Here is a 24,869-nt window from a genome sequence, read left to right as displayed (position 1 = left end):
TTTATTGCAGAAAAACTCTGCATCATATTAGGTTTCCGTTGAACGGAAAATGGGAGGCAGTTGCATCATGGTGAAAAGAGGCAGAATTGTTGCCTTCTTCTTGATCGTCCTATTGCTTTTGGGTGCGATGGGAACGACGATTAAAGGAATCGCAAACGATTTAAACTTAGGACTCGATCTGCAGGGCGGATTCGAAGTGCTATATGAAGTAAGTCCGCTGGAAGAAGGGGACAAGGTAAATACGGCAACGCTGAATGCCACAGCACAGGCATTAACGGAGCGTGTCGATTCCCTGGGTGTCAGTGAGACAAGCATCGATATCGAGCAGCCAAACAGGATCCGAGTCCAGCTTGCTGGTGTGAAGGATCAGGAACAGGCTCGTGAGATGCTGTCGACTACTGCTAATCTATCATTCCGTGACACAGCAGATAAAGAATATCTGAATGGTACGGATATTGAGGCGGGCAGTGCGAAGCAGGCATTTGATCCACAAACGAATCAGCCGCTTGTTACGGTCGATATGAAAGATGCTTCCAAATTCGGCGAAGTGACAAGTGAGCTTTCCCAGCGTGCATTCCCAGACAACCGTCTGGTCATCTGGCTGGATTATGAAGATGGCGACTCTTATGAAGAGGAAGCACAAAAGCCTGAGAATGAACAAAAGTTCATTTCTGCTCCTGCAGTTTCACAGACTATCAACAGTAAATCAGTTCAGATTGAAGGTAACTTCACAGTAGAAAGTGCACAGGAGCTTGCTGACTTGCTGAATGCTGGGTCACTTCCAGTGAAGATGGAAGAAGTGTACTCAAACTCAGTTGGTGCTCAATTCGGACAGGAAGCATTGGATCAGACAATGCTTGCAGGGTATATTGCCTTCGCACTTATCCTGTTGTTCATGATTGTGTACTACAGACTTCCAGGCTTAATTGCTTCCATTACTTTGGCAATATTTGCTTATTTGAACATACTTGTGTTTGATTTACTTGGTGTAGTGCTGACGCTGCCAGGAATTGCAGCATTAATCCTAGGTGTGGGGATGGCTGTTGATGCCAATATCATCACTTACGAACGGATAAAAGATGAACTGAAAACCGGTAAGTCTCTAAAAGCCGCCTACAAAGCGGGTAACAAAAACTCATTGGCTACAATTACAGATGCCAACTTGACTACAATGATTGCAGGTATCGTGCTGTTCATATTCGGTACGAGCTCTATCAAAGGGTTCGCAACGACACTAATCATCAGTATTCTATTGAGCTTCATCACAGCTGTATATGGGTCACGGGCATTGCTTAGTTTAATGGTGAAAAGCCGTGCATTTGACAAGAAACCAGGCTGGTTCGGAGTTTCGAAAAAGAATATTCGCAAACTCAATGATAAAGAAGAACGTGAAGTCACATTCTATGGGTTGAAGCTGAATCTAGTGAAGCATAGAAAAGCTTATTTTGCTTTCTCTATCGCGCTGACGATTGCCGGGATCATCTGCCTAAGTGTATTCAAGCTGAATCTTGGTATTGACTTCACGAGCGGATCTCGTGTGGAATTCGATTCAAATCAGGCTCTTACGACAGAACAAGTAGAACAGAAGATGGATGACTTCGGCTTCGAGTCGAGGGAAACGCAGCTGTCGGCTGATGGCAAACATGCCTCCGTCCGACTAGAGGATACGCTCACAAAAAACCAGGAAAATGAGTTGAAGAGCAGTATTCAAGATGAATATGGAGATGCACCGAGTATCAGTACAGTATCACCTATAATCGGAAAAGAACTAGCGGAAAATGGATTATACGCTGTCATCTTTGCTTCCATAGGTATCATCCTGTATGCGACGATCCGATTTGAATTTAAATTTGCTGTGACAGCCATCTTGGCCTTGCTGCATGACGCCTTCTTCATCTTGGCGGTATTCAGTATCACCAGACTGGAATTCGACATTACGATCATAGCAGCAATTCTGACTATCATCGGTTATTCGATCAACGATACGATAGTGACCTTTGACCGGATCAAAGAGAATATCCGTATCAAACGGAAAGTCAAAACGTTCGATGAGCTGGCCAAAATCGTAAATGACAGCTTGCTGCAGACACTTGTGCGAAGTGTGAACACTGTTTTGACTGTAATAGTTGCAGCGATTATTCTGTGGCTCTTCGGTGCTGCGTCGATTGCTAACTTCTCTATTGCGCTTATAATTGGGCTGGCAGCGGGAACATATTCTTCCCTATTCATTGCTTCACAGCTATGGCTCGTTTGGCGCGGCAGAAATATTGAAAAAAATCCAATCATCCATGAAGAGAAAAAGAAAGTGGAAGGACCACAAGTCTGATTGGATAACCCCCGTTGTAAATACGGGGGTTATTTTTTTGGGAATGGGGAATGTAAAGAGTAGCACCATTAGAAAGGAGCAGCAAATGAAGGCACAATGGTATATCATTCTAGCAGTTATCTTTGCAGTACTTATTGCAGTATTCGCAGTTATCAACGTGGACAGCGTGCAGGTGGACTATCTATTCGGTACAGGCTCTGCTCCGCTAATCCTGATCATTTTGTTCTCCGTTTTGATGGGCGTCTTAATTACAGCATCTGTAGGAGGGTTGCGTATGTTCAAGTTAAATAGGGAAGTACGCGCTTTACGTAAGGATAATGATAAAAAAGCAGCTGAAATAACAGAACTTCAAGAAAAACGTGCGGAACAAGGACATGAAGAAGTTGAAAGGCCAACGACGAATATTTCCGATCCGACAACAAATACCTACCCAACATCCGAAAGAATTAGAGATGAATACAGACAATAACCGATTGCTCCCTCGACCAGGCTCTAGTATAATAGCTTGGTTAGGGGGTCTTTTTTTATGTTAGAAAGCAAAATGAGATGGAAGGATAATAGCAGCCGACCTTCAGCACACGAGCCTATGGGCTTGGGTGTTTCTCCGCTGGTAGAGCAGCTGCTCATACAGCGCGGAATCACGTCAGCTGAGGCTGCAAAACGGTTCCTTCATCCGTCTCTAGAGGACCTACACAGCCCGGAACTTATTTCTGATATAGATGTTGCAGCGGAACGGATCCGTGCTGCAGTGGAGCAGGGTGAAAAAATTCTGGTTTTCGGAGATTATGATGCAGATGGTGTTTCATCCACTGTTGTTTTATTGGAAGCATTACGGGAGCTTGGAGCGGATTGTGATTATTATATTCCTAACCGATTTACGGAAGGTTACGGTCCGAACGAAGCAGCTTTCCGAGCTGCAAAGGAAAATGGCTATCAGTTGATTGTGACAGTAGATACAGGTATTGCTGCGATCCACGAAGCAGAAGTAGCGAAACAAATTGGAATCGATCTTATCATCACGGATCACCATGAAGTGCAGGAAGCTGTCCCGGAAGCTGTCGCAGTGGTACATCCGAAATGTTCGCCGGATTATCCTTTCCATGAGCTTGCAGGAGTAGGTGTCGCTTTTAAGCTGGCCCATTATTTACTCGGCTATTTTCCGGAACAGCTGCTTGACCTTGTTGTGATCGGAACAATAGCTGATTTGGTGCCGCTTGTTGATGAGAACAGGGTGCTGGCTGCCGAGGGGCTAAAGGCAATTGCGTCGTCGACAAGACCTGGAATCCGTGCTCTGAGAGACAGCTGCGGACTAGACGGCGTTGTAACAGAAGAAGATATCGGCTTCAAAATCGGGCCGCGTATCAATGCGGTTGGACGGTTGCAGGATGCTGACCTCGCTGTCGAATTGCTGTTGGCAGCTTCGTACGAGGAAGCCGCTGAAATGGCAGAGGAAATCCAATCTCTCAACACAGAACGACAAAATATCGTTGCCAAAATAGCAAAAGAAGCGGAAGCGATGGTCAGAGAACAGTCAGAGGAAGACAGCAGCCATGTCATCATCGTTGCAAAGGAAGGCTGGAACGAAGGTGTACTTGGGATTGTGGCCTCGAAACTAGTCAGAACCTTCGACCGGCCGGCGATTGTGCTCGCGATTCATCCGGAAAAAGGTACGGCGAAAGGTTCTGCCCGAAGTATTGATGCTTTTGATTTGTTCCACCATTGTATGCAGGTTCGGAATCACTTCATCGCTTTCGGGGGACATGCCCAAGCGGCCGGGATGACATTAGAGCTGGAACAATTGGATAAACTGCGAAAAGCTTTGAATCAAATGGCAGCAGAATCGCTTTCAGCGGAAGATTTCAAACAAACGCTTGCGATCGACTTGTCGGTTACAGTGGAAGATGTTTCAATCGATTTGATCCGGGACATGGCTCAGCTCTCGCCTTTTGGAATGCAAAATCCAAAGCCGCTTGTGAAGCTTACTTCACCAATGCGGGAAGTAAAGCTCATCGGAGCAAATAAAAACCATCTCAAGTTCGTATTTGCAGAGGAAAGCGTGCAGTTAGACGGTGTATGCTTTGGTCAGGGAGATCTTTACCCATTCCTCACTCCGGCAGATGATCTGGAAGTTGTCGGGGAATTGTCTATCAATGAATGGAATGGCAGACAAAAACCGCAAATCTTGATTGAAGATATCGCAATTCGCTCTTGGCAGCTATTTGATCATAGAGGCAGCAAGCAGCTGAAGAAGGCTGTTCAAATCAAAAACGAAGAAGAGACAGCTGTGGTGCGATTCCGGCCGAATACGGATTTAAGCTGGCTGTCTGATCAGATTCGTGTTTTGGATTTTGAAACAGAAGGCCTTGCAAATGCGGCAGGCAATATCAGGGCTGTCATATTCGCTGATATGCCTCGACGTATGACGGATATCACGTATGTCTTGCAGCATATACAGCCAGATTTGATATATGCGTGCTATGATGTGAAAGAGAACGCCTACTTACAAGGTTTTCCAGATCGTGATCAATTCAAAGTGTTCTATGCGATTCTGCTAAAGCAGAAGACTATGATGTACAGCCAGCTAGTGGATTATCTGAAAAACAGCCGAGGATGGAGTCCTGAAAGGACCAAGTTTATTTCCGACGTGTTTTTTGAGCTGGAATTTGTTAAACTAGATAAGGATCAAATTTCAATCAACCCAAATCCTTCCAAGCGTGATCTGGCTGACTCTGAGGTCTACCAGGGATTGAAGGAAGCGATAGAAGTCGAGAAGATCTTATATTATTCCGGCTATAAAGAATTGAAAGCGTGGCTGGAACGCGTACTTGAACGCGGGGAAGTTATCGAGGAGGAAGCAGTAAATGGATTATAAAAAATATATTACAGTCGTAGAGGACTGGCCGAAACCAGGTATCCGATTCAAGGATATCACTACTTTGATGGATAATGGTCCGGCTTATAAATCAGCGGTAAATGAAATCGTGGAATTCGCTAAAGATAAAAATGTGGACTTGATCGTCGGTCCAGAAGCGCGCGGCTTCATCGTAGGCTGCCCGGTATCGTATGCGCTGGATATCGGCTTCGCCCCTGTCCGTAAGGAAGGCAAGCTTCCTCGTGAAGTTATCAAAGTCGCTTATGGACTTGAGTATGGTGAGAATGTACTTACAATCCATAAAGATGCTATCAAACCAGGTCAGCGCGTCCTTATTACAGATGACTTGCTGGCAACTGGCGGTACAATCGAAGCAACAATCAAGCTTGTTGAGGAATTAGGCGGTATTGTTGTCGGATGTGCGTTCTTCGTGGAATTGTCATATCTAGACGGCAGAGATAAGCTGGATGGCTATGAAGTACTTACATTGACTAGCTACGAATAATATTGAACAGAACAGGAGTGCCTCATTCGGGGCACTCTTTGTTTCATTTTAAGAAACAGATACTTGTCGAATAGATTGGATATTTGTTAAGCTTATAAAAATAACATGTGACAGTTCAGAACCCTCGTCGCTTATGCAGACGATGAGAAGGAGTTTAATTAAAGAGATGCCAAAGGAAAAAGTTCTCACGGCCGAAGAGGTCATACAAGAAGCAGCACGATATCTGTCGGACGAGCATATCGATTTTATCCGGAAAGCGTATGAGTTCGCCGAAAAAGCGCATGAAGGACAATTCCGCCGTTCCGGTGAAGCTTATATCATTCATCCTGTTCAAGTGGCCGGAATCCTTGTTCATCTGGAACTCGATGCCGAAACGATTGCAGGCGGCTTCCTGCACGATGTAGTAGAGGATACACCTGTTACGGTCGAAGAGTTGGAAGCAGCTTTTAATGCCGAAGTAGCAATGCTCGTAGATGGTGTTTCCAAGCTTGGAAAAATTAAATACAAATCAAAACAGGCACAGCAAGCTGAAAATCACCGGAAGATGTTCGTTGCAATGGCAAAGGATATTCGGGTCATCCTGATTAAGCTTGCTGACCGTTTGCATAATATGCGTACACTGAAGCATCTGTCACCTGAAAAGCAGCGCCGGATTTCTAATGAGACACTCGAAATCTTTGCACCGCTTGCACACAGACTCGGAATCAGTACGATCAAGTGGGAACTCGAGGATACCGCACTTCGCTATATGAATCCTCAGCAGTATTATCGAATCGTCCACCTTATGAAGCAAAAGCGCGATGAACGGGAAAGCTACATCGGTGACGTGATGGATCAAATCCGCAGTCAGCTTAGTGATATAAACATCGATGCTGATATATTCGGACGGCCGAAACACTTGTACAGTATTTACCGGAAGATGGAGTATCAGCATAAGCAGTTCAATGAAATCTATGACCTGCTTGCGGTTCGAGTCATTGTGAAAAGCATCAAAGACTGTTATGCCGTTCTTGGCGTAATTCATACATGCTGGAAACCGATGCCGGGCAGATTCAAGGATTATATTGCGATGCCAAAGCTTAACCTTTACCAATCCTTGCATACGACTGTCATCGGGCCAAAGGGCGATCCGCTCGAGGTACAGATCCGTACGGAAGAAATGCATGAGATAGCAGAATACGGTATCGCAGCTCATTGGGCGTATAAAGAAGGCAAACAGCTAAACACGAGCACGCAGAAGAAATCATTTGAAGAAAAGCTGACATGGTTCCGTGAGATTCTTGATTTCCAGAATGAATCCGAAAATGCGGAGGAGTTCATGGAATCGCTTAAACTCGATCTTTTTAGTGACATGGTTTATGTGTTCACACCAAAAGGTGATGTTATCGAACTTCCTTCAGGTTCCGTTCCGATTGATTTCGCTTATCGAGTTCATACAGAAGTAGGCAATCATACAGTTGGCGCCAAGATCAACGGTAAGATGGAACCGCTTGAGTATAAACTGAAAAATGGCGATATAGTGGAGATGATGACTTCCAAGCACTCTTACGGGCCTTCCCAGGACTGGGTCAAGCTTGCCCAGACAACTCATGCACGTAATAAAATAAAACAGTTCTTCAAGAAGCAGCGCCGGGAAGAGAATGTGGCAAAAGGCAAGGAGCTAGTGGAAGAAGAAGTAAAACAGTCTGGCTTCGATATGAAGCTTGTATTTACTCCGGATAACCTTCGCAAGGTAGTCGAGAAATTCAACTTCACGTCCGAGGAAGATATGTATGCAGCTGTCGGTTATCAAGGTATCACAGCAGCGCAAATTACGACTAGACTAACTGAGAGCCTGCGCCGTCAGTACGAAAAAGAAGAAGTGATGGAGAAAACGATTGAAACAGCGAAGATGGCAAGTGCGTCCAAATCCGCTGCCTCAAGCCGTAAGCGGGATTCCGGGGTGCGTGTCGAGGGTGTGGATAATATGCTTGTCCGTCTTTCCAAATGCTGCAACCCTGTACCGGGTGACGAAATTATCGGCTATATAACGAAGGGAAGGGGAGTCTCTGTCCATCGTTCCGACTGTCCGAATATGCAGACAGAAGATGCACAGACGCGTAAGCTGCATGTCGACTGGGAAAACAATGCCACCATTTCCAAGCAATATCATGTGGATTTGGAGATAACAGCCTTTGATAGACATGGATTGATGAATGAAGTACTGCAAGCTGTCAATGAGACCCGCACACAAATTACTGCTGTCGATGGCAAGTCCGACCGGAATAAGCTGGCAACAATCCATCTGACAATTTTGATTCATAATATCGGTCATCTCCGTAAAATCGTAGAGCGGATCAAACAAATTAAAGATATTTATACAGTTACGAGAATGCTGCAATAGAGAAATGAGGCGCAAGAGATGAAAGTAGTAGCACAGCTCGCAAAAGAAGCCAGCGTCACTGTACGTGAAGAGATTATCGGGAAAATCGGCAAAGGCTTCATGCTGCTTGTAGGCATCACACATGAGGATACGGAGGCGGATCTTGATTATATCGTGAATAAGCTGATTCACCTTCGCGTCTTCGAAGATGCTGACGGAAAGATGAATGAGTCGCTCCTTCAAATCGGCGGTGAAGTTTTATCTATTTCCCAATTCACATTGTATGCTGATACACGGAAGGGACGCCGGCCCAGCTTCACTGACGCAGCAAAGCCGGATATTGCCATGAAGCTTTATGAACAATTTAATCAAAAGCTTATCGAAGCAGGCATTCACGTGGAAACTGGGGAATTCGGTGCGCATATGGACGTACAGCTCATCAATGAAGGCCCGATTACCATTATCTTGGACAGTGCAGATCGACCGAACAAGGAAGCATAATGCTTTCTTGTTTTTTTGTATAAAGAATGGTTGAACCGAGAATACTAGTTGTAAATCCGAAAAAGGTGTGATCAGCTTGCGTAGCAGTGATGCACAGCAGCGTGTATTCGCCGCAGCCCGGCTGGATGCCGTCCGGCTTCGAGGTGAACCAGCTTCTATGATCGACGATCCGGTTATACCGAACTTCATAGGATCACCAAACAGTATGGAACGAAAAAAATTACAAGAACGACTAAAACAATCTTGACAATCTTTCTTACAAACATGTACTATTATTACAATCTAAAGAAACCGGAAATCCGATGAGGGAAAGAGTAAGTCGAAATCACTGTGACCAGAGATCAGGCGTCATTGGCTGTAAGCGCCTGGCACAGCTTCGAACTGAAAGACATTCCTTAGGATCACTGTCGAACAACGCAGTAGACAGTGACGTAGCAGGCGTTAACTGACCAAGGTGGGATACAGCTGTATCCAACTAGGGTGGCAACGCGGGAAAAACTCCCGTCCCTTGTGTTATAAGGGACGGGGGTTTTTTGTCGTTATTTTTGGAATCCGGGGATTGGGTCATTAGTCGAGGAGGTTTATCACATGGATATGAAAGCGCCAAGAGGTACACAGGATATCTTACCTGGTACATCAGAAAAGTGGCAGTATGCTGAAAAAGTACTGACAGATCTGGCAAGCAAATTCAACTACAAAGAAATCAGGGTGCCGATTTTCGAACACACGGAGCTGTTCCTTCGCGGTGTAGGGGAAACAACGGATATCGTACAGAAAGAAATGTACACATTCAAGGATAAAGGGGACCGCAGCTTGACGCTTAGACCAGAAGGAACGGCATCCGTCGTTCGCGCTTTTGTGCAAAACAAGCTATACGGTCAGCCGGAACAACCGACGAAGCTATTTTATTATGGACCGATGTTCCGCTACGAGCGACCGCAGCAAGGTCGCATGCGCCAGTTCGTTCAATTCGGTGTCGAAGCCTTGGGAAGTGAAGATCCGGCAATCGATGCGGAAGTAATCAGCTTGGCTATGAGCGGCTATCAGCAGTTAGGTTTGAAATCATTGAAACTGATCATCAACACGCTCGGAGACAAAGAAAGCCGTGATGCACACCGCACCGCTTTGATTGATCATTTCACACCTGTCAAAGAAGAGCTCTGCAGTGACTGTCAGAACCGTCTGGAAAAGAACCCATTGCGTATTCTTGATTGTAAGAAGGACCGGGAGCACCCGAAAGTAAAAAGCGCACCATCCATCCATGATTTTCTTAATGACGAATCCAAAGCATACTTTGACGCTGTTAAAGCAAACTTGGATGCAATCGGCATTCCTTATGAAGTAGATCCGAATCTTGTCAGAGGCCTGGATTATTACAACCACACAGCATTTGAAATCATGAGTAATGCAGAAGGCTTCGGTGCCCTTACGACGCTTACGGGCGGTGGCCGTTATAATGGTCTTGTCGAAGAAGTTGGCGGTCCATCCACACCAGGTATTGGCTATGCACTAAGTATTGAACGTCTATTGTTTGCATTAGAGGCAGAAGGTATCGAATTGCCTGTTAAGACTGGAACAGATGTTTACGTCGTAGCACTTGGTGAAGAAGCTGTCCAAAAAGAAGCTGCAAGACTGACATATCAGCTGCGCTTAGCTGGTGTGACAACAGATAAGGATTATCTTGGCAAGAAAATGAAGGGCCAGTTCAAAGCTGCTGATCGCCAGCAGGCGAAGTTTGTTGTTGTTCTCGGTGAGGATGAGCTGGAGAAAGGCGTCATCTCCTTGCGTAATATGCAGGAAGGACAGCAGACTGAAGTAGCAATCAAGGAATCTGTTGATACAATCAAACAACAGCTGGATGGAGGAAAAGCGGATGAGTGAAAGACAAAAGGCAGGCCTGCTGCGAACGAGCCATGCAGGCGAAACAGTAACAATCAAAGGGTGGGTACAGAAACGGCGTGACCTGGGCGGATTGATTTTTGCTGATATCCGGGATCGTTCCGGAATCGTGCAAGTCGTTTTCAACCCTGATGTATCCAAAGAAGCATTAGAAACTGCTGAACAAATCCGCTCAGAATTCGTTGTGAGTGTTACTGGTAAAGTCGTAGAGCGCGAGGATGCTACGAAAAATCCAAACATGGCAACTGGTGAAATCGAAATTGTTGCAGAAGAAATCAGTATCTTGAACAAAGCGAAGAGTCCGGCATTCCAAATCGAGGATGATGTGGATGCATCCGAGGATGTCCGCTTGAAATACCGCTATCTGGATTTGCGGAGAAAACCGCTGCAGGAGACATTCCGTCTTCGCCATCAGGCAACGCAAGCGATCCGCAATTTCTTGAACGAAGAAGAATTCTATGAGATGGAAACGCCGATTCTGACAAAAAGCACACCAGAAGGAGCGCGCGACTATCTTGTACCAAGCCGTGTGCACCCAGGTGAGTTCTATGCGCTTCCGCAATCTCCGCAGTTATTCAAACAGCTGCTCATGATTTCAGGCTTCGAGAAGTATTATCAGATCGCTCGCTGTTTCCGTGATGAAGATTTACGTGCGGACCGTCAGCCGGAGTTCACTCAAATCGATATCGAGACTTCATTCATGTCCACAGAAGATATCATCGGCATGACAGAACGTATGATGAAGCGTGTCATGAAAGAAGTGAAGGACGTTGAAGTTCAGGTGCCATTCCCGCGCCTGCCTTACGCAGAAGCAATGGAACGCTTCGGCTCTGATAAGCCAGATACACGTTTTGGGCTTGAATTGGTGGATGTACGAGAAGCAGTGAAGTCTGCTGACTTCAAAGTATTCCAAGATGCAATCCAAAACGGCGGCCGTGTCAGTGCAATCAACGTGAAAGGACAGGCGGCGAACTTCTCTCGTAAAGATATCGATGCATTGACTGACTTTGTTAAGATATATGGTGCAAAAGGACTTGCATGGGTCAAAGCAGAAGCCGACGGTTCTTTGAAAGGACCAATTGCGAAATTCCTTGACGAAACTGTCCAAGGCCAGCTGAAGGACGTTCTTTCTGCTGAAGCAGGTGACTTGCTGGTATTCGTTGCTGATAAGACGAAAGTGGTCTTTGATAGCTTAGGAGCATTACGGAATAAACTTGGTCGTGAGCTTGGACTTATCGATGAAACCAAGTTCAACTTCCTTTGGGTGACAGATTGGCCTTTATTTGAATACGACGAAGAAGAGGGCCGTTATTATGCAGCGCATCATCCATTCACGATGCCAGCGGCAGCTGATATCGATAAGCTGGAAACAGATCCTTCTTCTGTCAAAGCAGAAGCGTATGACATTGTCCTTAATGGCTATGAACTGGGAGGCGGCTCGCAGCGTATCTACCAAATGGATCTGCAAAACCGGATGTTCGAAGTGCTTGGCTTCACGAAGGAAGAAGCACAGGAACAATTCGGATTCCTGCTGGATGCTTTGGAATCAGGAGCTCCTCCACACGGCGGAATTGCACTTGGTTATGACCGTTTCATCATGCTGCTATCCAACAGCACGAACCTTCGGGATACAATCCTATTCCCGAAAACTGCTTCTGCGACCGATCCATTGACAGATGCTCCAGATCCAGTAAGCAAAAAGCAGCTGGATGAGCTGTATTTGGATATCCAAAAAAAATCAGCAGGGCAGGAAGCATAATAGGCAGACTTTCCAGTTGAAAACTCTGTTTATCCATGCTAATATAGTTTCATAAACAAATAGCAATCCTGATGTGTACGTTCTTCATATGTTTTGACCGATTACAATGAAGTACGGGAGCCCGAAAGTCTTCGTGCGGCATGCAAGCCTCCATAGAGTGGACGCATAAAGTGCGAATCAGGGCACCCACCTGCGGAGAGCGGGTTCAAAACTTCAATAGGACGGCACGATCGGGATTGCTATTTTCCGTTAAAAATGAACAAAGCAGCACACACCCTACTGGGGTATGTGCTGCTTTTTATTTAGCAACTTGTTCCAAGTTTCCGTTTTTGTCCATCCGAAAAGCCGGAGGAGCAAAAGCATCCTGGTCGTCGAAGATAACCATTTTCCTAGCACGATCCATGATCTGGATGAGCACCTGATAATCAGCTTTCATCGTTTTCAGCTGATTTTTCAAGCTCTCGCATTCTTCTGTAAGCTTTTCGTTTACTTGACGGAGATTATGGTTCTCCGCTTCCAGCTGGTGTATGGTATGCCGGCTTGTTTCACTAGTTTGATAACCTTGCTCCAAAGATTGCAGATAGCCGATTACTTGAGACAGATTCAGTTCAGCCGTTTGCTCGCTGCTGTCATTCTCTGTTTCGGTATGTTCACCGACTATGAATGTCTCTTGTGCAATTTCTGCTTCGAAGCGGGCTGTTTCTTCATCCATTGTAATTGGGAAAGCCTGTTGTGTGTCCATCACGGACATTACCGGTACTGGCTGATGAACGGGTGCAGCAGCTGGCTTTTGTGCTCTTTGTTCTGCGCGCTTTTTCTCCTTGCGCTGGCGCTTGGCAATTGCAACGGCCTGTTCATAGCGATTGCGGATTTCTGCGTTCCATCGGAAACCGCAAGCTGCTGAGGTGCGATTCAGTTTGTCGCCTACTTCATCGAAGGCTCTCAGCTGCGTGCTTCCTTCCCGAATATGCCGAAGTACGGTTTCGGCGAGCAGTAAGTCGTCTTCATGACTCCATGCATCTTGTCTTACTTTAACCATATGGGCTAACACTCCATTTCTTATCTGTTAATCTACAAACATAGAAAGTAATAAAAACTGTTAGCCACATTGTTGCCACAGACTGCTGCCCGTATACCTGTAACCTTATTTTCTTTTTGTTACGCGTTCATAGACTTGTTTGAGAGCTTGTTCAAACTTGCCGGTGTCAGTTGGTTCGTAATACCTTCTGTTCTTAAGAAGGTCAGGTAAGTATTGCTGCTCTACCCAAGCTCCTGGATAATCATGCGGGTATTGGTATCCGACTCCGCGGCCCATGTGTTTAGCCCCTTGATAATGGGCATCTTTCAGATGAGCAGGAACCTCGCCGACTTTGCCTGAACGTATATCCGACAGCGCAGCATTGATGCCTTTGTACGCGCTGTTTGATTTAGGAGATAAACAGAGTTCTACGATTGCATTTGCCAAAGGAATACGTGCTTCCGGGAAGCCTACGCGTTCAGCTGCCTCTACTGCTGCTAAAGCTCTGGGACCGGCTTGCGGATTGGCGAGTCCAATATCTTCATAGGCACATACAATCATCCGGCGGCCGATGCTGTCGAGATCTCCTGCTTCAATCAAACGAGCCAGATAATGTAAAGCTGCATTGACGTCGCTGCCGCGAATGGATTTTTGAAAAGCACTAAGTACATCATAATGGGCATCACCATCTTTATCATGAGAAAAGCTTTTCTTCTGCATGCAAGCTTCTGCTACTTCCAAATCAATGTGGACAGTCCCATCTTGTGCCGGTGTAGAGTAAGCGGCAAGCTCCAGCCCATTCAACGCTGCCCGCAAATCTCCTCCTGATGCACTTGCAAAATGCTCCAATGCTTCTTTCGTTATATCCAGCTGCATGCTGCGCAGCCCTTGTTCAGAATCATCCACTGCGCGCCCGAGTGCCTCTTTTACATCTGCTGGTTCCAGACTGTTCAGTTCGAACAGATGAGATCTGCTTCGGATTGCCGGATTTATAGAATGATAGGGATTACTCGTTGTGCACCCGATCAATGTAATCAAATTACTCTCGACATGCGGAAGAAGGAAATCCTGCTTCGCTTTATCAAGACGATGAACTTCATCCAGTATGAGAACGAGCTGGCCGCTCATCTTCGCTTCCTCTACCGCGATTTCCATATCCTTTTTCTTGTCCACTACCGCATTCAGCAGCTTGTACCGGATCTGGACGCTGGAAGCAAGCGCGATGGCCATCGACGTTTTCCCCGTACCTGGAGGACCGTAAAGGATCATCGAACTCAAACGGTCCGCCTCCACCATCCGCCGGATCATCTTACCTTCACCGACGAGATGTTTTTGGCCGATGATCTGGCTGATATCCTTCGGCCGCATGCGATATGCTAATGGTTGTCTGGCCATATTTATTCCTCCATCCTGTTTCTGCTTGTCTTAGCGTATCCAGCGACCGGGGAAAATGCAAGCCACTTGCTATCCATGTTATAATATTTTCTGGTATAATAATCGTTATTGTTTTGAAATCCGAACATTACTGAGGCAGTTATGAGGAGTTTTAAGAGATGAAAATATCGACTAAAGGACGATATGGATTAACTATCATGATCGCATTAGGAAAGCATTATGGAGAAGGACCAGTCTCCTTGAAGACCATTGCGACTGAAAATAAATTGTCCGAGCATTATTTGGAGCAGCTCGCTGCACCGCTTAGGAATGCCTGTCTGGTCAAAAGTATCCGTGGCGCCAAGGGCGGCTATATGCTCGCATCAGCCCCATCAGAGATTACGGCCGGCGATATCATCCGTACGCTGGAAGGTCCGATCACACCTGTTGAGGGGATCGAAGAGGAGGAGCCGGCGAAGCAGCAGCTTTGGCTGCGCATCCGCGATGCCGTCAGGGACGTATTGGATACGACAACTTTAGAGGATCTATGCCGTCATGGAGATGATGAGAGCCAGGATCCGTATATGTTCTATATTTAATGGAGGCAAGCAGTTATGAAACCAATCTATCTTGATCACGCGGCAACATCTCCAATGCACCCGGATGTCATCCAGGCGATGATTCCGGTCATGGAGGGCACATTCGGCAATCCTTCCAGTGTTCATGCATTGGGAAGGGAAGCACGCCATATCGTGGATGTTGCACGTGAGAAGGTTGCAGCAAGTATCGGTGCAACAGATAAACAGATCATCTTCACGAGCGGGGGCACAGAGGCGGATAATATGGCACTCATCGGTGTGGCGAATGCTTGCCGTGAACAAGGTAAGCATATTATTACGACTGCAATCGAGCATCATGCTACACTACATGCAGCCAACTATCTGGAAAGTCAAGGCTTCGAGGTGACATACCTGCCTGCTGATGCGTCTGGAGCAATTAAGCTTGCCGATCTGCAAGCAGCACTACGACCGGACACGATACTTGTCTCTGTGATGATGATCAATAATGAAACAGGTGTCATGCAGCCAATCCAAGCGATTGGTGATCTGCTACAATCCCATCCTGCTTACTTCCATACAGATGCTGTCCAAGCCTATGGAACCGAGGAGATTGATGTCCATATGCTCGGAGTTGATCTTTTGAGTGTATCGGCGCATAAAATCAACGGACCAAAGGGAATAGGCGCTTTGTATGCAGCCGATGGTGTGCGTATCAAACCAATCACCTATGGCGGGGAGCAGGAGCGCAAACGCCGTGCGGGAACAGAAAATGTCGCCTCCATCGTCGGTTTTGGCAAAGCAGCAGAATTGGCAATGCAAAAAAGAACGGAACGTAAAGCAGCGTATCAGCTGCTTCAAGATACGTTCATTTCTGAATTGAAGCTTTCAGGAATCGACTTTTTCATCAATGGAGAGGCAGGTCAGCGATCCGCTGGGATAGTCAATATCAGTTTTCCGGGAACGAATGTAGAATCTCTGCTGATGAACTTCGACTTATCCGGTGTTACTGTATCAAGCGGCAGTGCGTGTACAGCAGGCTCCGTCGATCCGTCGCATGTTCTGAAAACGATGTACGGTGAAGATGACCGTGTTACAAACAGTATCCGTTTCAGTTTCGGATATGGCAACACAGCTGAATCCGTCGCAGAGGCTGCCCAGACAGTCGCTGCTATTATAAAACGACTAACAAAAGGAAAGGAGTGACAAAGATGAAAGAAAACAAAGATATTCGTGTCGTCGTCGGTATGAGCGGCGGTGTCGATTCTTCCGTTGCTGCCCTTTTGCTCAAACAGCAAGGGTACGACGTAGTCGGCATCTTCATGAAAAACTGGGATGATACGGATGAAAATGGCTTCTGTACCGCTACAGAAGATTTCGAAGATGTTAAAAAAGTTGCTAACCAAATTGGTATTCCATATTACGGGGTGAACTTCGAAAAGCAGTATTGGGATAAAGTATTCACATACTTTCTTGAGGAATATAAAGCTGGCCGTACGCCTAACCCAGATGTAATGTGCAACAAAGAAATCAAATTCAAAGCTTTCATGGATCACGCGATGTCTCTTGGAGCCGACTATTTGGCTACAGGACATTATGCGCAAGTCGAAGAGCGTGACGGCAAAACTGTTATGCTCCGCGGTCTGGATGAAAACAAAGACCAAACGTATTTCCTGAACCAGCTGACAGAATCAACTCTTTCTAAAGTTATGTTCCCGTTAGGCGGAATGGACAAGAAAGAAGTGCGCCGTATTGCAGCTGAGAACAATCTTGCAACTGCGACGAAGAAAGATTCCACTGGTATCTGCTTCATTGGTGAGCGTAATTTCAAAAGCTTCTTAAGCGAGTACCTGCCTGCACAGCCTGGTGTCATGTCCACATTGGATGGGGTTGTGAAAGGGAAACATGACGGTCTCATGTATTATACGATCGGACAGCGTCAAGGTCTTGGTATCGGCGGCGAAGGCGAACCATGGTTCGTTGTCGGAAAGAACCTGAAAGAAAACATTCTTTATGTGGAACAAGGCTTCGATCATGACAGTCTGTACTCCGATGCCTTGATTGCTACTGAGATGAGCTGGGTTTCCGAAACAGAACTAGCAGAACCGATTACGGTAACGGCTAAATTCCGTTACCGTCAAAAAGACAGCAAAGTGACGGTAACACCGATCGGTGAAAACAAAGTACGTGTCGATTTCCATGAACCGCAGCGCGCAATAACACCAGGACAAGCAGTCGTCTTCTATGATGAGGATGTATGTCTTGGCGGCGGTACGATCGATGATATCATCAAGAACGAACAACAGCTTGAATACGTCGGTTAAAACAGAAACCCTTGTCTTATGGCAAGGGTTTCCCTTACATAGAGGAGTGAAAGAATGGATCATATTAAATCAGGAATAGAAGCTTTGCAGAAGCAGGATTTAGAGGGAGCTGCCAAGCATTTTAATATTGCTATCGAAGAAAACCCAAACGATCCAGTTGGATATGTCAATTTTGGCAATTTGCTGATGCGGATGAATGATTTAGAGAAAGCAGAACGCTTCTTCCGCCGTGCCATTGAGCTTGATGAGAGAGCTGCAACTGCTTATTACGGTCTGGGGAGTATGTATTACACTGGTGAAATGTATGAGAAAGCAATTCAGCAGCTGATGGAAGCAGTGAAGCTCGGCCTGGATGAAGGGGATGTTCATTATCTCCTTGGTATGTCCTTACAGCAGTCTGGACAGGAAAAGCTTGCACTTCCTTATTTGCAGCGTGCCGCAGAGCTTGAGGATCGCGATGCTGCTATCGTTTTCCAGTACGGATTGGCACTTGCAACCGCAGGGGAAATCGATACCGCACAACAAGTGCTGCTTGACCTGCTGGAATGGAGTCCAAAGCATAGTGATGCCCTTTATAATGTAGGTGTAGCGTATTTGTATCAGCAGCAGTTTGAACAAGCGCTCGCATATATGGATAAAGCGCTCGAAGCACAGCCTGATCATGAGATGGCCATGCACGGAAAGGCGCAAATAGAACTGATTATGGAGCAAATCGAGAACGAAGAGTAAGGAGTACAGGCGTATGGAATATGGGGAGACTGCCGAAAGCCCAAAAGGCTTTGTGAAAGGTGAATTATTGCATACGATTTTCCGGAAAGAAGAAGAACAGTTTTCCATTATCCGGATCAAGGTATTGGAAACCAACGAGACGATCGAAGAAAAGGATATCGTCATCAAAGGATATATCGGAGAACTGGACCAAGGCGAGCCTTATCTGTTTTATGGTTCGATGGTCAGTCATAAACGATTCGGTGAACAGTATGAAGTGACGGAGTACAAGCGGTATGTACCCGAAACGAAGGACGGGCTCATCCAATACCTATCCAGTGATCTGTTTTATGGAATTGGAAAGCGGATTGCGGAGAGAATTGTAGCGAAGCTGGGTGAAAATGCGATAGCGGATGTTCTATCGAATCCGGATTTGCTGGATGGTATCCAAGGACTGAACGATGAGAAGAAGGAGCGCTTCCTCCACGACCTTCGTACACATCAAGGCTTCGACCACGTGATGGTGCATCTGTCGAAGTACGGCATCGGGCTGAAGCTTGCACAGAAAATCTATAAAGTATACCGGGATGAAGCAATCAAAGTATTGGAGAAGGATCCGTACCAATATGTATTTGATATTGAGGGATTTGGTTTCCACCGGGCGGATGAAGCTGCTCGAAAGAATAACCTGGCGATGGACCATGACAGCCGGCTACAAGCCGCATGCTTGATGGTGCTGCAAGACAGCATGCAGGCAGGTCATGTTTATTTGCCGAATGAAGAAGTGCTAAAACAGGCCGCAGTCCTACTTCGCAGTGCGCAATTCGGTATTAGTGCAGACCAAATCGAAGAACAGCTTGGTGTTTTGCATGCACAGAAAAAGGTTGTCAAACAGGAAGATCGTGTTTACCATCCGATGCTTTACTTTGCGGAAACTGGTTTTTGCAGCCATATGCAGCGCTTAACGGAAAAAGATACTGAGACGGAAATTGTTCAGGCAGAGCTCCTGAAGATAATTGGCAAGCTTGAGGAAGCGGAAACGATCAGTTACGGGAAAGAACAGTTCGAAGCAATCGAGCAGGCGCTGCAATCGAAGGTGATGATCTTGACCGGGGGACCTGGAACAGGTAAAACGACGGTTATCAAAGGATTCATCAAAGCGTATGCGGAAATACACGAACTTTCGCTTGATCCAAAGGACTATAAAGATAAAGATGAGAGTTATCCATTCGTCTTGACTGCTCCAACCGGACGTGCGGCTAAGCGGATGCATGAGTCAACGAATATTCCGGCCAGCACGATCCACCGGTTGTTGGGTTGGGACGGTAACGACTCATTCGAGCGGGATGAAGATAATCCGCTAGCTGGAAGGCTGCTGATCGTCGATGAATTTTCCATGGTCGATATTTGGCTGGCAAACAGATTGTTCAAAGCTATTCCGGATGATATGCAAGTACTGCTTGTCGGAGATGAAGATCAGTTGCCTTCAGTTGGTCCTGGGCAGGTACTGTCGGATTTACTTCGTTCAGAGGCTGTACCGCGTGTGATGCTGAAAGATGTGTATCGACAGAAAGAAGGCTCCAAAATCATCACGATTGCCCATGCTATCAAGAACGGGACATTATCACAAGAACAACTGGAAAAGGACAAGGATTTCAACTTCATTCCTTGCCGGGAGCATCAAGTGGTAGATGTCATCACTCAGATTGTTGGCCGTGCCGTCGAAAAAGGCTGGGATATGCGTGATGTCCAGCTGCTGGCTCCGATGTATCGTTCGCAGGCAGGTATTCATGAATTGAATAAGCAGCTGCAGCAGCTGGTCAATCCCAAGGACAAGCAGAAGCGGGAGATGGCAGCAAAAGACGTTATTTTCCGAAAGGGTGACAAGGTCATCCAGCTTGTCAATGATCCGGAAGAAGGTGTCTTCAATGGAGACATTGGAGAAGTTGTCGCTTTGTTCCGCGAAGAAGAAAATGTCGAGCAGAAGGAGCAGCTTGTCGTTGCATTCGAGGAGAAGGAAGTCGTCTACGAAAGCAAGGATTTATCGAATTTGATGCATGCGTATTGTATCTCGATCCATAAATCCCAGGGCAGTGAATTTCCAATCGTTATTTTGCCTGTCGTGCCAGGATATCGCAGAATGCTCCGCAAAAATCTGTTGTACACGGGGATTACGAGGGCACAGCGTTCTTTGATTCTAGTTGGGGAAAAACAGGCATTTCTGCAAGGAATTCAAACAGAAGATACGAACCAGCGCTATACTTCCCTCGTGGAACATCTGGGTGGCTTCCACGAAGCAGGGGATGACATCGATCGGATGCTGCGTGAGGCAGAAGCAGAGCAGGAAGATATCTCTCCATACGATTTCATGTAGTATATACAAGGAAATAATTGGACATTCTAACATGTAAAAAGGATTTGGAGTGATCCAACATGTTGAAATGTCCGAATTGCAGCAGCAAAGATATCGGAAAGATAGGACCGGAACAATATTATTGCTGGGGCTGTTTTATTGAATTGTCGTATAAAGATGAGATGCTCTCCCTGCATCAAGTAGAGGAAGATGGCTCGTTGAGTTCCCTTGATGATTTGTTCACAGATGAAGAACGGAAATGCGACGGCGCATCATTCTAGTAATATGAAAGAGGCATCCCGTCTTTATCGTGTTCTTCTTTGGATGGTGACGATAGTCGTCGCCTTGCTGCTTTGTTTTCTGCTGATCAAGCTATACCCATTTTATCGTTCATTTCTCCTATTTTTAGGCGGACTATTCCTGCCTTTCATCATTGCAGGTTTGATTGCTTATTTGCTTCATCCGATCATCGATTTTCTTGCATCGTGGCGACTGCCGCGCTGGCTGTCCATTTTGGTTATATATACGCTGTTTTTTGGTCTTACTGGATTCCTGCTGTACAAAGGCTTCCCGGTATTGATCAGCCAGGTAAAGGAATTCAGTCATAATTTGCCGGCATTGACACAGCGCTATGATCATTATGTGCAATTCATGTATGAACGGACAGCGTTCCTGCCGGAAACTGTGCATGATCAAATGGACGCTGTTTTACGCGGCTTGGAACAGCGTGCAGAAGTATTTCTAAAAGATCTCTTGCATATATGGAATAAGCTGCCGCAAGTAGTCATTTTTCTTGTCGTTACACCAGTCATCGTTTTTTATATGCTGAAAGATACGGATAAAATTGGCAATGCTGGTCTCTCGCTGCTGCCGCGCCGTTACCGCAGCAGAGTTAAAAGCTTAGTGCTGCGTATAGATAATAATCTAGGCTACTATATTCGCGGAGTCCTGCTTGTGAGCTGCATTGTCAGTCTTTTGACTTGGACTGCATTCACGCTGATCAAACTGCCATATTCCTTGGTGCTCGCTTTATTGGTAGGAGCAACGAACATCATCCCATACTTCGGTCCGATCATTGGGGCAGTTCCTGCTATACTCGTCGGCATAACTATCAGTCCGAAAACGGCTCTCCTTGCTGGAATAATGGTTTTTATCATTCAATTGATAGAAGGGAACCTGCTTTCTCCCTTCATCGTCGGAAAAAGCATCCATATCCATCCGCTTCTGATCATTTTTGCTTTACTAGTAGGCGGGGAGCTTGGGGGTATAATCGGTATGATCGCTGCTGTTCCTTGTCTGACGATAATCAAAGCCTGCTTGGATACAGCAAAGGAGACGGATGTTTGACAAAATCCGCTTTTTTATCTATACTAACGCTTAGATTTATAGCGAAAAGCGATGAAGGTACAAGTACATGACGTCCTTTTATTAAGAGAGGAGATTCCTTGGCTGGAAGAATCTCCATAAAAGTGTGATGGAAAGCTATACCGGAGCTCTGAGTTAATCCTTATCGGCTGCGCACCGTTATCCGCGTCTAAAGGTGATAGACCATTTTCCGGTCTATAATCAGGGTGGTACCGCGATCATACTCTCGTCCCTGCATATGGCAGGATCGGGAGTTTTTTGTGTGTTTACATAATAAAGGAGGCATTTTTATGGAAAGATTAACGTCTGCTGAAGTAAGACAGAAATTCCTCGATTTCTTCAAGGAGAAAGGACATAGTGTCGAGCCGAGTGCTTCACTTGTGCCGATAGAAGATCCTTCGTTGCTATGGATCAACAGTGGCGTAGCAACACTGAAGAAATATTTTGATGGCCGAGTTGTGCCAGAGAATCCGCGTATCGTGAATGCCCAGAAAAGCATCCGTACAAATGATATTGAGAATGTAGGCTTTACTGCCCGCCATCATACGTTTTTCGAAATGCTTGGAAACTTCTCGATCGGAGACTATTTCAAGAAGGAAGCAATCCTTTGGGCATGGGAGTTCCTAACAGATAAAAAGTGGATTGGTTTTGATCCGGAACGTCTATCTGTAACGGTTCACCCGGAAGATGAAGAAGCGTATCAAATGTGGCGAGATCTTGTTAAATTGCCGGAAGAGCGTATCATCCGTACAGAAGAAAACTTCTGGGATATCGGAGAAGGCCCGAGTGGTCCGAACTCTGAGATTTTCTATGATCGCGGAGAAGAATACGGCAACGATTCATCTGACCCAGAGCTTTATCCAGGCGGTGAAAATGAGCGCTATCTGGAAATCTGGAACCTTGTATTCAGTCAATTCAATCATAATCCGGATCACACATACACACCGCTTCCGAAACAGAACATCGATACAGGGATGGGTCTGGAGCGTATGGTTTGTGTCATTCAGGATACGAAGACGAACTTCGAAACAGATCTTTTCATGCCAATCATCGAGAAGACAGCGACGTTTGCGACAAAAGCGTATGGTGAGACAGCAGCAGACGATACGGCATTTAAAGTTATTGCCGATCATATCCGGACTGTATCCTTCGCTATCAGTGATGGCGCGCTTCCTTCCAACGAAGGTCGCGGCTATGTACTACGCCGTCTGATCCGTCGCGCAGTACGCTATGCGAAGAACATCGGTATTGAAAAGCCGTTCATGAAACAGCTAGTACCGGTCGTTGGTGATATCATGGATGCCTTCTACCCGCAAATACTCGAAAAACGTGAATTTATCGAGACAGTCATTCAGACAGAAGAAGAGCGTTTCCATGAAACGCTTGCGGATGGTCTGACTATCCTGAACCGGATCGTAGCAGAAGAAAAGGAGAAAGGCAGCAATGTCTTCCCTGGAACCGAAGTATTCCGTCTCTATGATACGTATGGCTTCCCGAAAGAGCTGACAGAGGAATATGTCAGTGAAGAAGGCTTCACAATCGATGAAGCAGGTTTCGAAGAAGAAATGAAGCAGCAGCGTGAACGTGCGCGTGATGCACGCCAGAAAGTGAACAGCATGCACGTGCAGGATAGCGTTTTGCAGGAAGTGGAAGCAGAAAGCACCTATGTCGGTTATGATCGTACAGAAACAGATACAGCTATCCTTGCGATTGTAAAAGATAAGCAGCTTGCTGATGTAGCGGTTGAGGGAGACGAAATTTTCTTCATCCTGGAAGAAACGCCATTCTACGCAGAAAGCGGCGGACAAGTAGCCGATGAGGGCTGGGTGACGACCGAGACAGCGACAGTATTCGTACAAGCAGTCAAGAAAGCGCCAAAAGGACAAAATCTGCATCAAGCAGTAGTAAAGCAAGGACAGATTCAAGTGAAGGAAATCGTCCATGCAAAGGTTGATACAAGCAGACGTCAGCACGTAGTAAAGAACCATACTGCTACGCATCTATTGCATCAGGCTCTAAAGGATGTATTAGGTACACATGTCAACCAGGCAGGATCTTTAGTTGCGCCTGATCGTCTTCGATTCGACTTCTCTCATTTCAATGCGGTCACAAAAGAAGAATTGGAAAAGATAGAGGAAATCGTCAACGGAAAAATCTGGGATGAACTTGCTGTCAGCACGTCTTATCAAAGCTTAAGCGATGCGAAAGAGATGGGCGCGATGGCGCTGTTCGGTGAGAAATACGGTGATGTTGTACGTGTCGTTCAAATCGGTGATTACAGCCTGGAGCTATGTGGCGGTGTACATGTTCGAAACACGTCCCAAATCGGCCTATTCAAGATTGTTTCCGAAAGCGGTATTGGTGCTGGCACGCGCCGAATCGAAGCAGTCACTTCAAAAGAAGCTTACAGGTTCACACAGCAGCAGCAGCAGATTCTTTCACAAGCTGCAGCAGAACTAAAAACATCAAACGAACAAGTACCTTCCCGAATTGAAGCGTTATTTGCGGATCTTAAGGAAGTTCAGCGTGAGCGCGACAGCCTGCGCAGCAAACTGTCCCAGCTCGAAGCTGGCAACATCTTGGATAAAGTAAAAGAAGTAAAAGGTGTTAAAGTGCTTGCAGAACAAGTGGATGTAGCAGATATGAACCAGCTGCGCGGTATGGTCGATGATCTGAAACAAAAGCTTGATAGCGGTGTTATCCTTCTGGCAGCAACAGCTGAAGGCAAGGTACAGCTGGCCGCTGGTGTATCCAAGGACTTGATCGGACGCGGTCTGCATGCAGGCAACCTGATTAAAGAAACTGCCAAACGCTGCGGCGGCGGCGGTGGCGGCCGTCCGGATATGGCGCAGGCTGGCGGTAAGAATCCGGAGCAGGTTCCTGATGCACTTGCATATGCGGCAGTTTATGTCGAAGAGCAGCTTTGATTTTCCAAATCCGACAGAA

Annotated in this window: 19 protein-coding genes, 1 other RNA gene and 2 other annotated features; of the genes, 18 read left to right on the top strand and 2 right to left on the bottom strand. The window is 46.2% G+C overall.

Going from position 1 to position 24,869, the window contains the following annotated elements:
• Positions 1-67: 67 nt before the first annotated feature.
• The 10 genes from secDF (at position 68) to ssrS (ending at position 12,465) form a co-directional block, all read left to right on the top strand.
• Positions 68-2,326, top strand: a complete 2,259-nt coding sequence (gene secDF, locus ACH6C1_RS10085; RefSeq protein ID WP_374076736.1) for a protein translocase subunit SecDF — start codon at positions 68-70, stop codon at positions 2,324-2,326.
• A gap of 85 nt (positions 2,327-2,411) precedes the next feature.
• Positions 2,412-2,795 carry a LapA family protein gene (locus tag ACH6C1_RS10080; RefSeq protein ID WP_095222426.1) on the top strand — a complete coding sequence of 128 codons (384 nt, stop codon included), beginning with the start codon at positions 2,412-2,414 and terminating at the stop codon, positions 2,793-2,795.
• 57 nt (positions 2,796-2,852) lie between these two features.
• On the top strand, positions 2,853-5,198 hold the full coding sequence (recJ, locus tag ACH6C1_RS10075; RefSeq protein ID WP_374076733.1) for a single-stranded-DNA-specific exonuclease RecJ: 2,346 nt from the start codon (positions 2,853-2,855) through the stop codon (positions 5,196-5,198).
• A complete protein-coding gene (locus ACH6C1_RS10070; RefSeq protein ID WP_095222428.1) occupies positions 5,188-5,703 on the top strand; it encodes an adenine phosphoribosyltransferase in 516 nt (171 codons plus the stop codon). Before recJ ends, ACH6C1_RS10070 begins: the two co-directional genes overlap by 11 nt.
• Positions 5,704-5,869: 166 nt before the next feature.
• Positions 5,870-8,086, top strand: coding sequence for a RelA/SpoT family protein (locus ACH6C1_RS10065; protein WP_095222429.1), 2,217 nt, complete (start codon positions 5,870-5,872; stop codon positions 8,084-8,086).
• A gap of 18 nt (positions 8,087-8,104) precedes the next feature.
• Entirely contained in the window at positions 8,105-8,566 is a 462-nt protein-coding gene (gene dtd, locus ACH6C1_RS10060) for a D-aminoacyl-tRNA deacylase (RefSeq protein WP_374076731.1), read from the top strand.
• 76 nt (positions 8,567-8,642) lie between these two features.
• Complete coding sequence (locus tag ACH6C1_RS10055; protein ID WP_374076729.1) at positions 8,643-8,813, top strand: hypothetical protein; 171 nt, start codon at positions 8,643-8,645, stop codon at positions 8,811-8,813.
• Between the two features lie 46 nt (positions 8,814-8,859).
• Positions 8,860-9,078, top strand: a binding site (T-box leader).
• Between the two features lie 76 nt (positions 9,079-9,154).
• On the top strand, positions 9,155-10,447 hold the full coding sequence (gene hisS, locus ACH6C1_RS10050) for a histidine--tRNA ligase (protein WP_374076727.1): 1,293 nt from the start codon (positions 9,155-9,157) through the stop codon (positions 10,445-10,447).
• Entirely contained in the window at positions 10,440-12,224 is a 1,785-nt protein-coding gene (gene aspS, locus ACH6C1_RS10045) for an aspartate--tRNA ligase (RefSeq protein ID WP_374076725.1), read from the top strand. The genes hisS and aspS overlap by 8 nt, the downstream gene beginning before the upstream one ends.
• 62 nt (positions 12,225-12,286) lie before the next feature.
• A non-coding RNA gene (ssrS, locus tag ACH6C1_RS10040) (6S RNA) lies at positions 12,287-12,465 on the top strand.
• Between the two features lie 57 nt (positions 12,466-12,522).
• Here ssrS and ACH6C1_RS10035 read toward each other — a convergent pair.
• Together ACH6C1_RS10035 and ACH6C1_RS10030 are read right to left on the bottom strand one after the other, a co-directional pair.
• Positions 12,523-13,263 (bottom strand): RsfA family transcriptional regulator, encoded by a 741-nt coding sequence (locus ACH6C1_RS10035; RefSeq protein ID WP_374076723.1) that lies wholly within the window; start codon positions 13,261-13,263, stop codon positions 12,523-12,525.
• Between the two features lie 105 nt (positions 13,264-13,368).
• Positions 13,369-14,637, bottom strand: coding sequence for a replication-associated recombination protein A (locus ACH6C1_RS10030; protein WP_374076721.1), 1,269 nt, complete (start codon positions 14,635-14,637; stop codon positions 13,369-13,371).
• A gap of 158 nt (positions 14,638-14,795) precedes the next feature.
• Between ACH6C1_RS10030 and cymR the strand changes: the two genes are divergently transcribed.
• The 8 genes from cymR to alaS all read left to right on the top strand — a co-directional run bounded on the left by cymR (position 14,796) and on the right by alaS (position 24,850).
• Positions 14,796-15,215, top strand: a complete 420-nt coding sequence (gene cymR / locus ACH6C1_RS10025; protein WP_095218180.1) for a cysteine metabolism transcriptional regulator CymR — start codon at positions 14,796-14,798, stop codon at positions 15,213-15,215.
• Between the two features lie 15 nt (positions 15,216-15,230).
• Positions 15,231-16,379, top strand: a complete 1,149-nt coding sequence (locus tag ACH6C1_RS10020; RefSeq protein ID WP_374076718.1) for a cysteine desulfurase family protein — start codon at positions 15,231-15,233, stop codon at positions 16,377-16,379.
• Positions 16,380-16,384: 5 nt separating this feature from the next.
• Complete coding sequence (gene mnmA, locus ACH6C1_RS10015) at positions 16,385-17,497, top strand: tRNA 2-thiouridine(34) synthase MnmA (protein WP_374076716.1); 1,113 nt, start codon at positions 16,385-16,387, stop codon at positions 17,495-17,497.
• Between the two features lie 54 nt (positions 17,498-17,551).
• Complete coding sequence (locus tag ACH6C1_RS10010; protein WP_095222438.1) at positions 17,552-18,226, top strand: tetratricopeptide repeat protein; 675 nt, start codon at positions 17,552-17,554, stop codon at positions 18,224-18,226.
• A gap of 13 nt (positions 18,227-18,239) precedes the next feature.
• Positions 18,240-20,579 (top strand): SF1B family DNA helicase RecD2, encoded by a 2,340-nt coding sequence (gene recD2, locus ACH6C1_RS10005; RefSeq protein ID WP_374076711.1) that lies wholly within the window; start codon positions 18,240-18,242, stop codon positions 20,577-20,579.
• 59 nt (positions 20,580-20,638) lie between these two features.
• On the top strand, positions 20,639-20,839 hold the full coding sequence (locus ACH6C1_RS10000; RefSeq protein WP_093727763.1) for a hypothetical protein: 201 nt from the start codon (positions 20,639-20,641) through the stop codon (positions 20,837-20,839).
• On the top strand, positions 20,805-21,905 hold the full coding sequence (locus ACH6C1_RS09995) for an AI-2E family transporter (protein ID WP_374076709.1): 1,101 nt from the start codon (positions 20,805-20,807) through the stop codon (positions 21,903-21,905). Before ACH6C1_RS10000 ends, ACH6C1_RS09995 begins: the two co-directional genes overlap by 35 nt.
• 42 nt (positions 21,906-21,947) lie before the next feature.
• Positions 21,948-22,160: a binding site (T-box leader), on the top strand.
• Positions 22,161-22,213: 53 nt separating this feature from the next.
• On the top strand, positions 22,214-24,850 hold the full coding sequence (gene alaS / locus ACH6C1_RS09990; RefSeq protein ID WP_374076707.1) for an alanine--tRNA ligase: 2,637 nt from the start codon (positions 22,214-22,216) through the stop codon (positions 24,848-24,850).
• The last annotated feature ends 19 nt before the right edge of the window (positions 24,851-24,869 follow it).

Source organism: Terribacillus sp. JSM ZJ617, assembly GCF_044383785.1.
In the GTDB taxonomy this organism is placed as follows: domain Bacteria; phylum Bacillota; class Bacilli; order Bacillales; family Amphibacillaceae; genus Terribacillus.
Note: the sequence above shows the minus strand (reverse complement) of the source record. Positions and strands in the feature narration are given on the sequence as shown.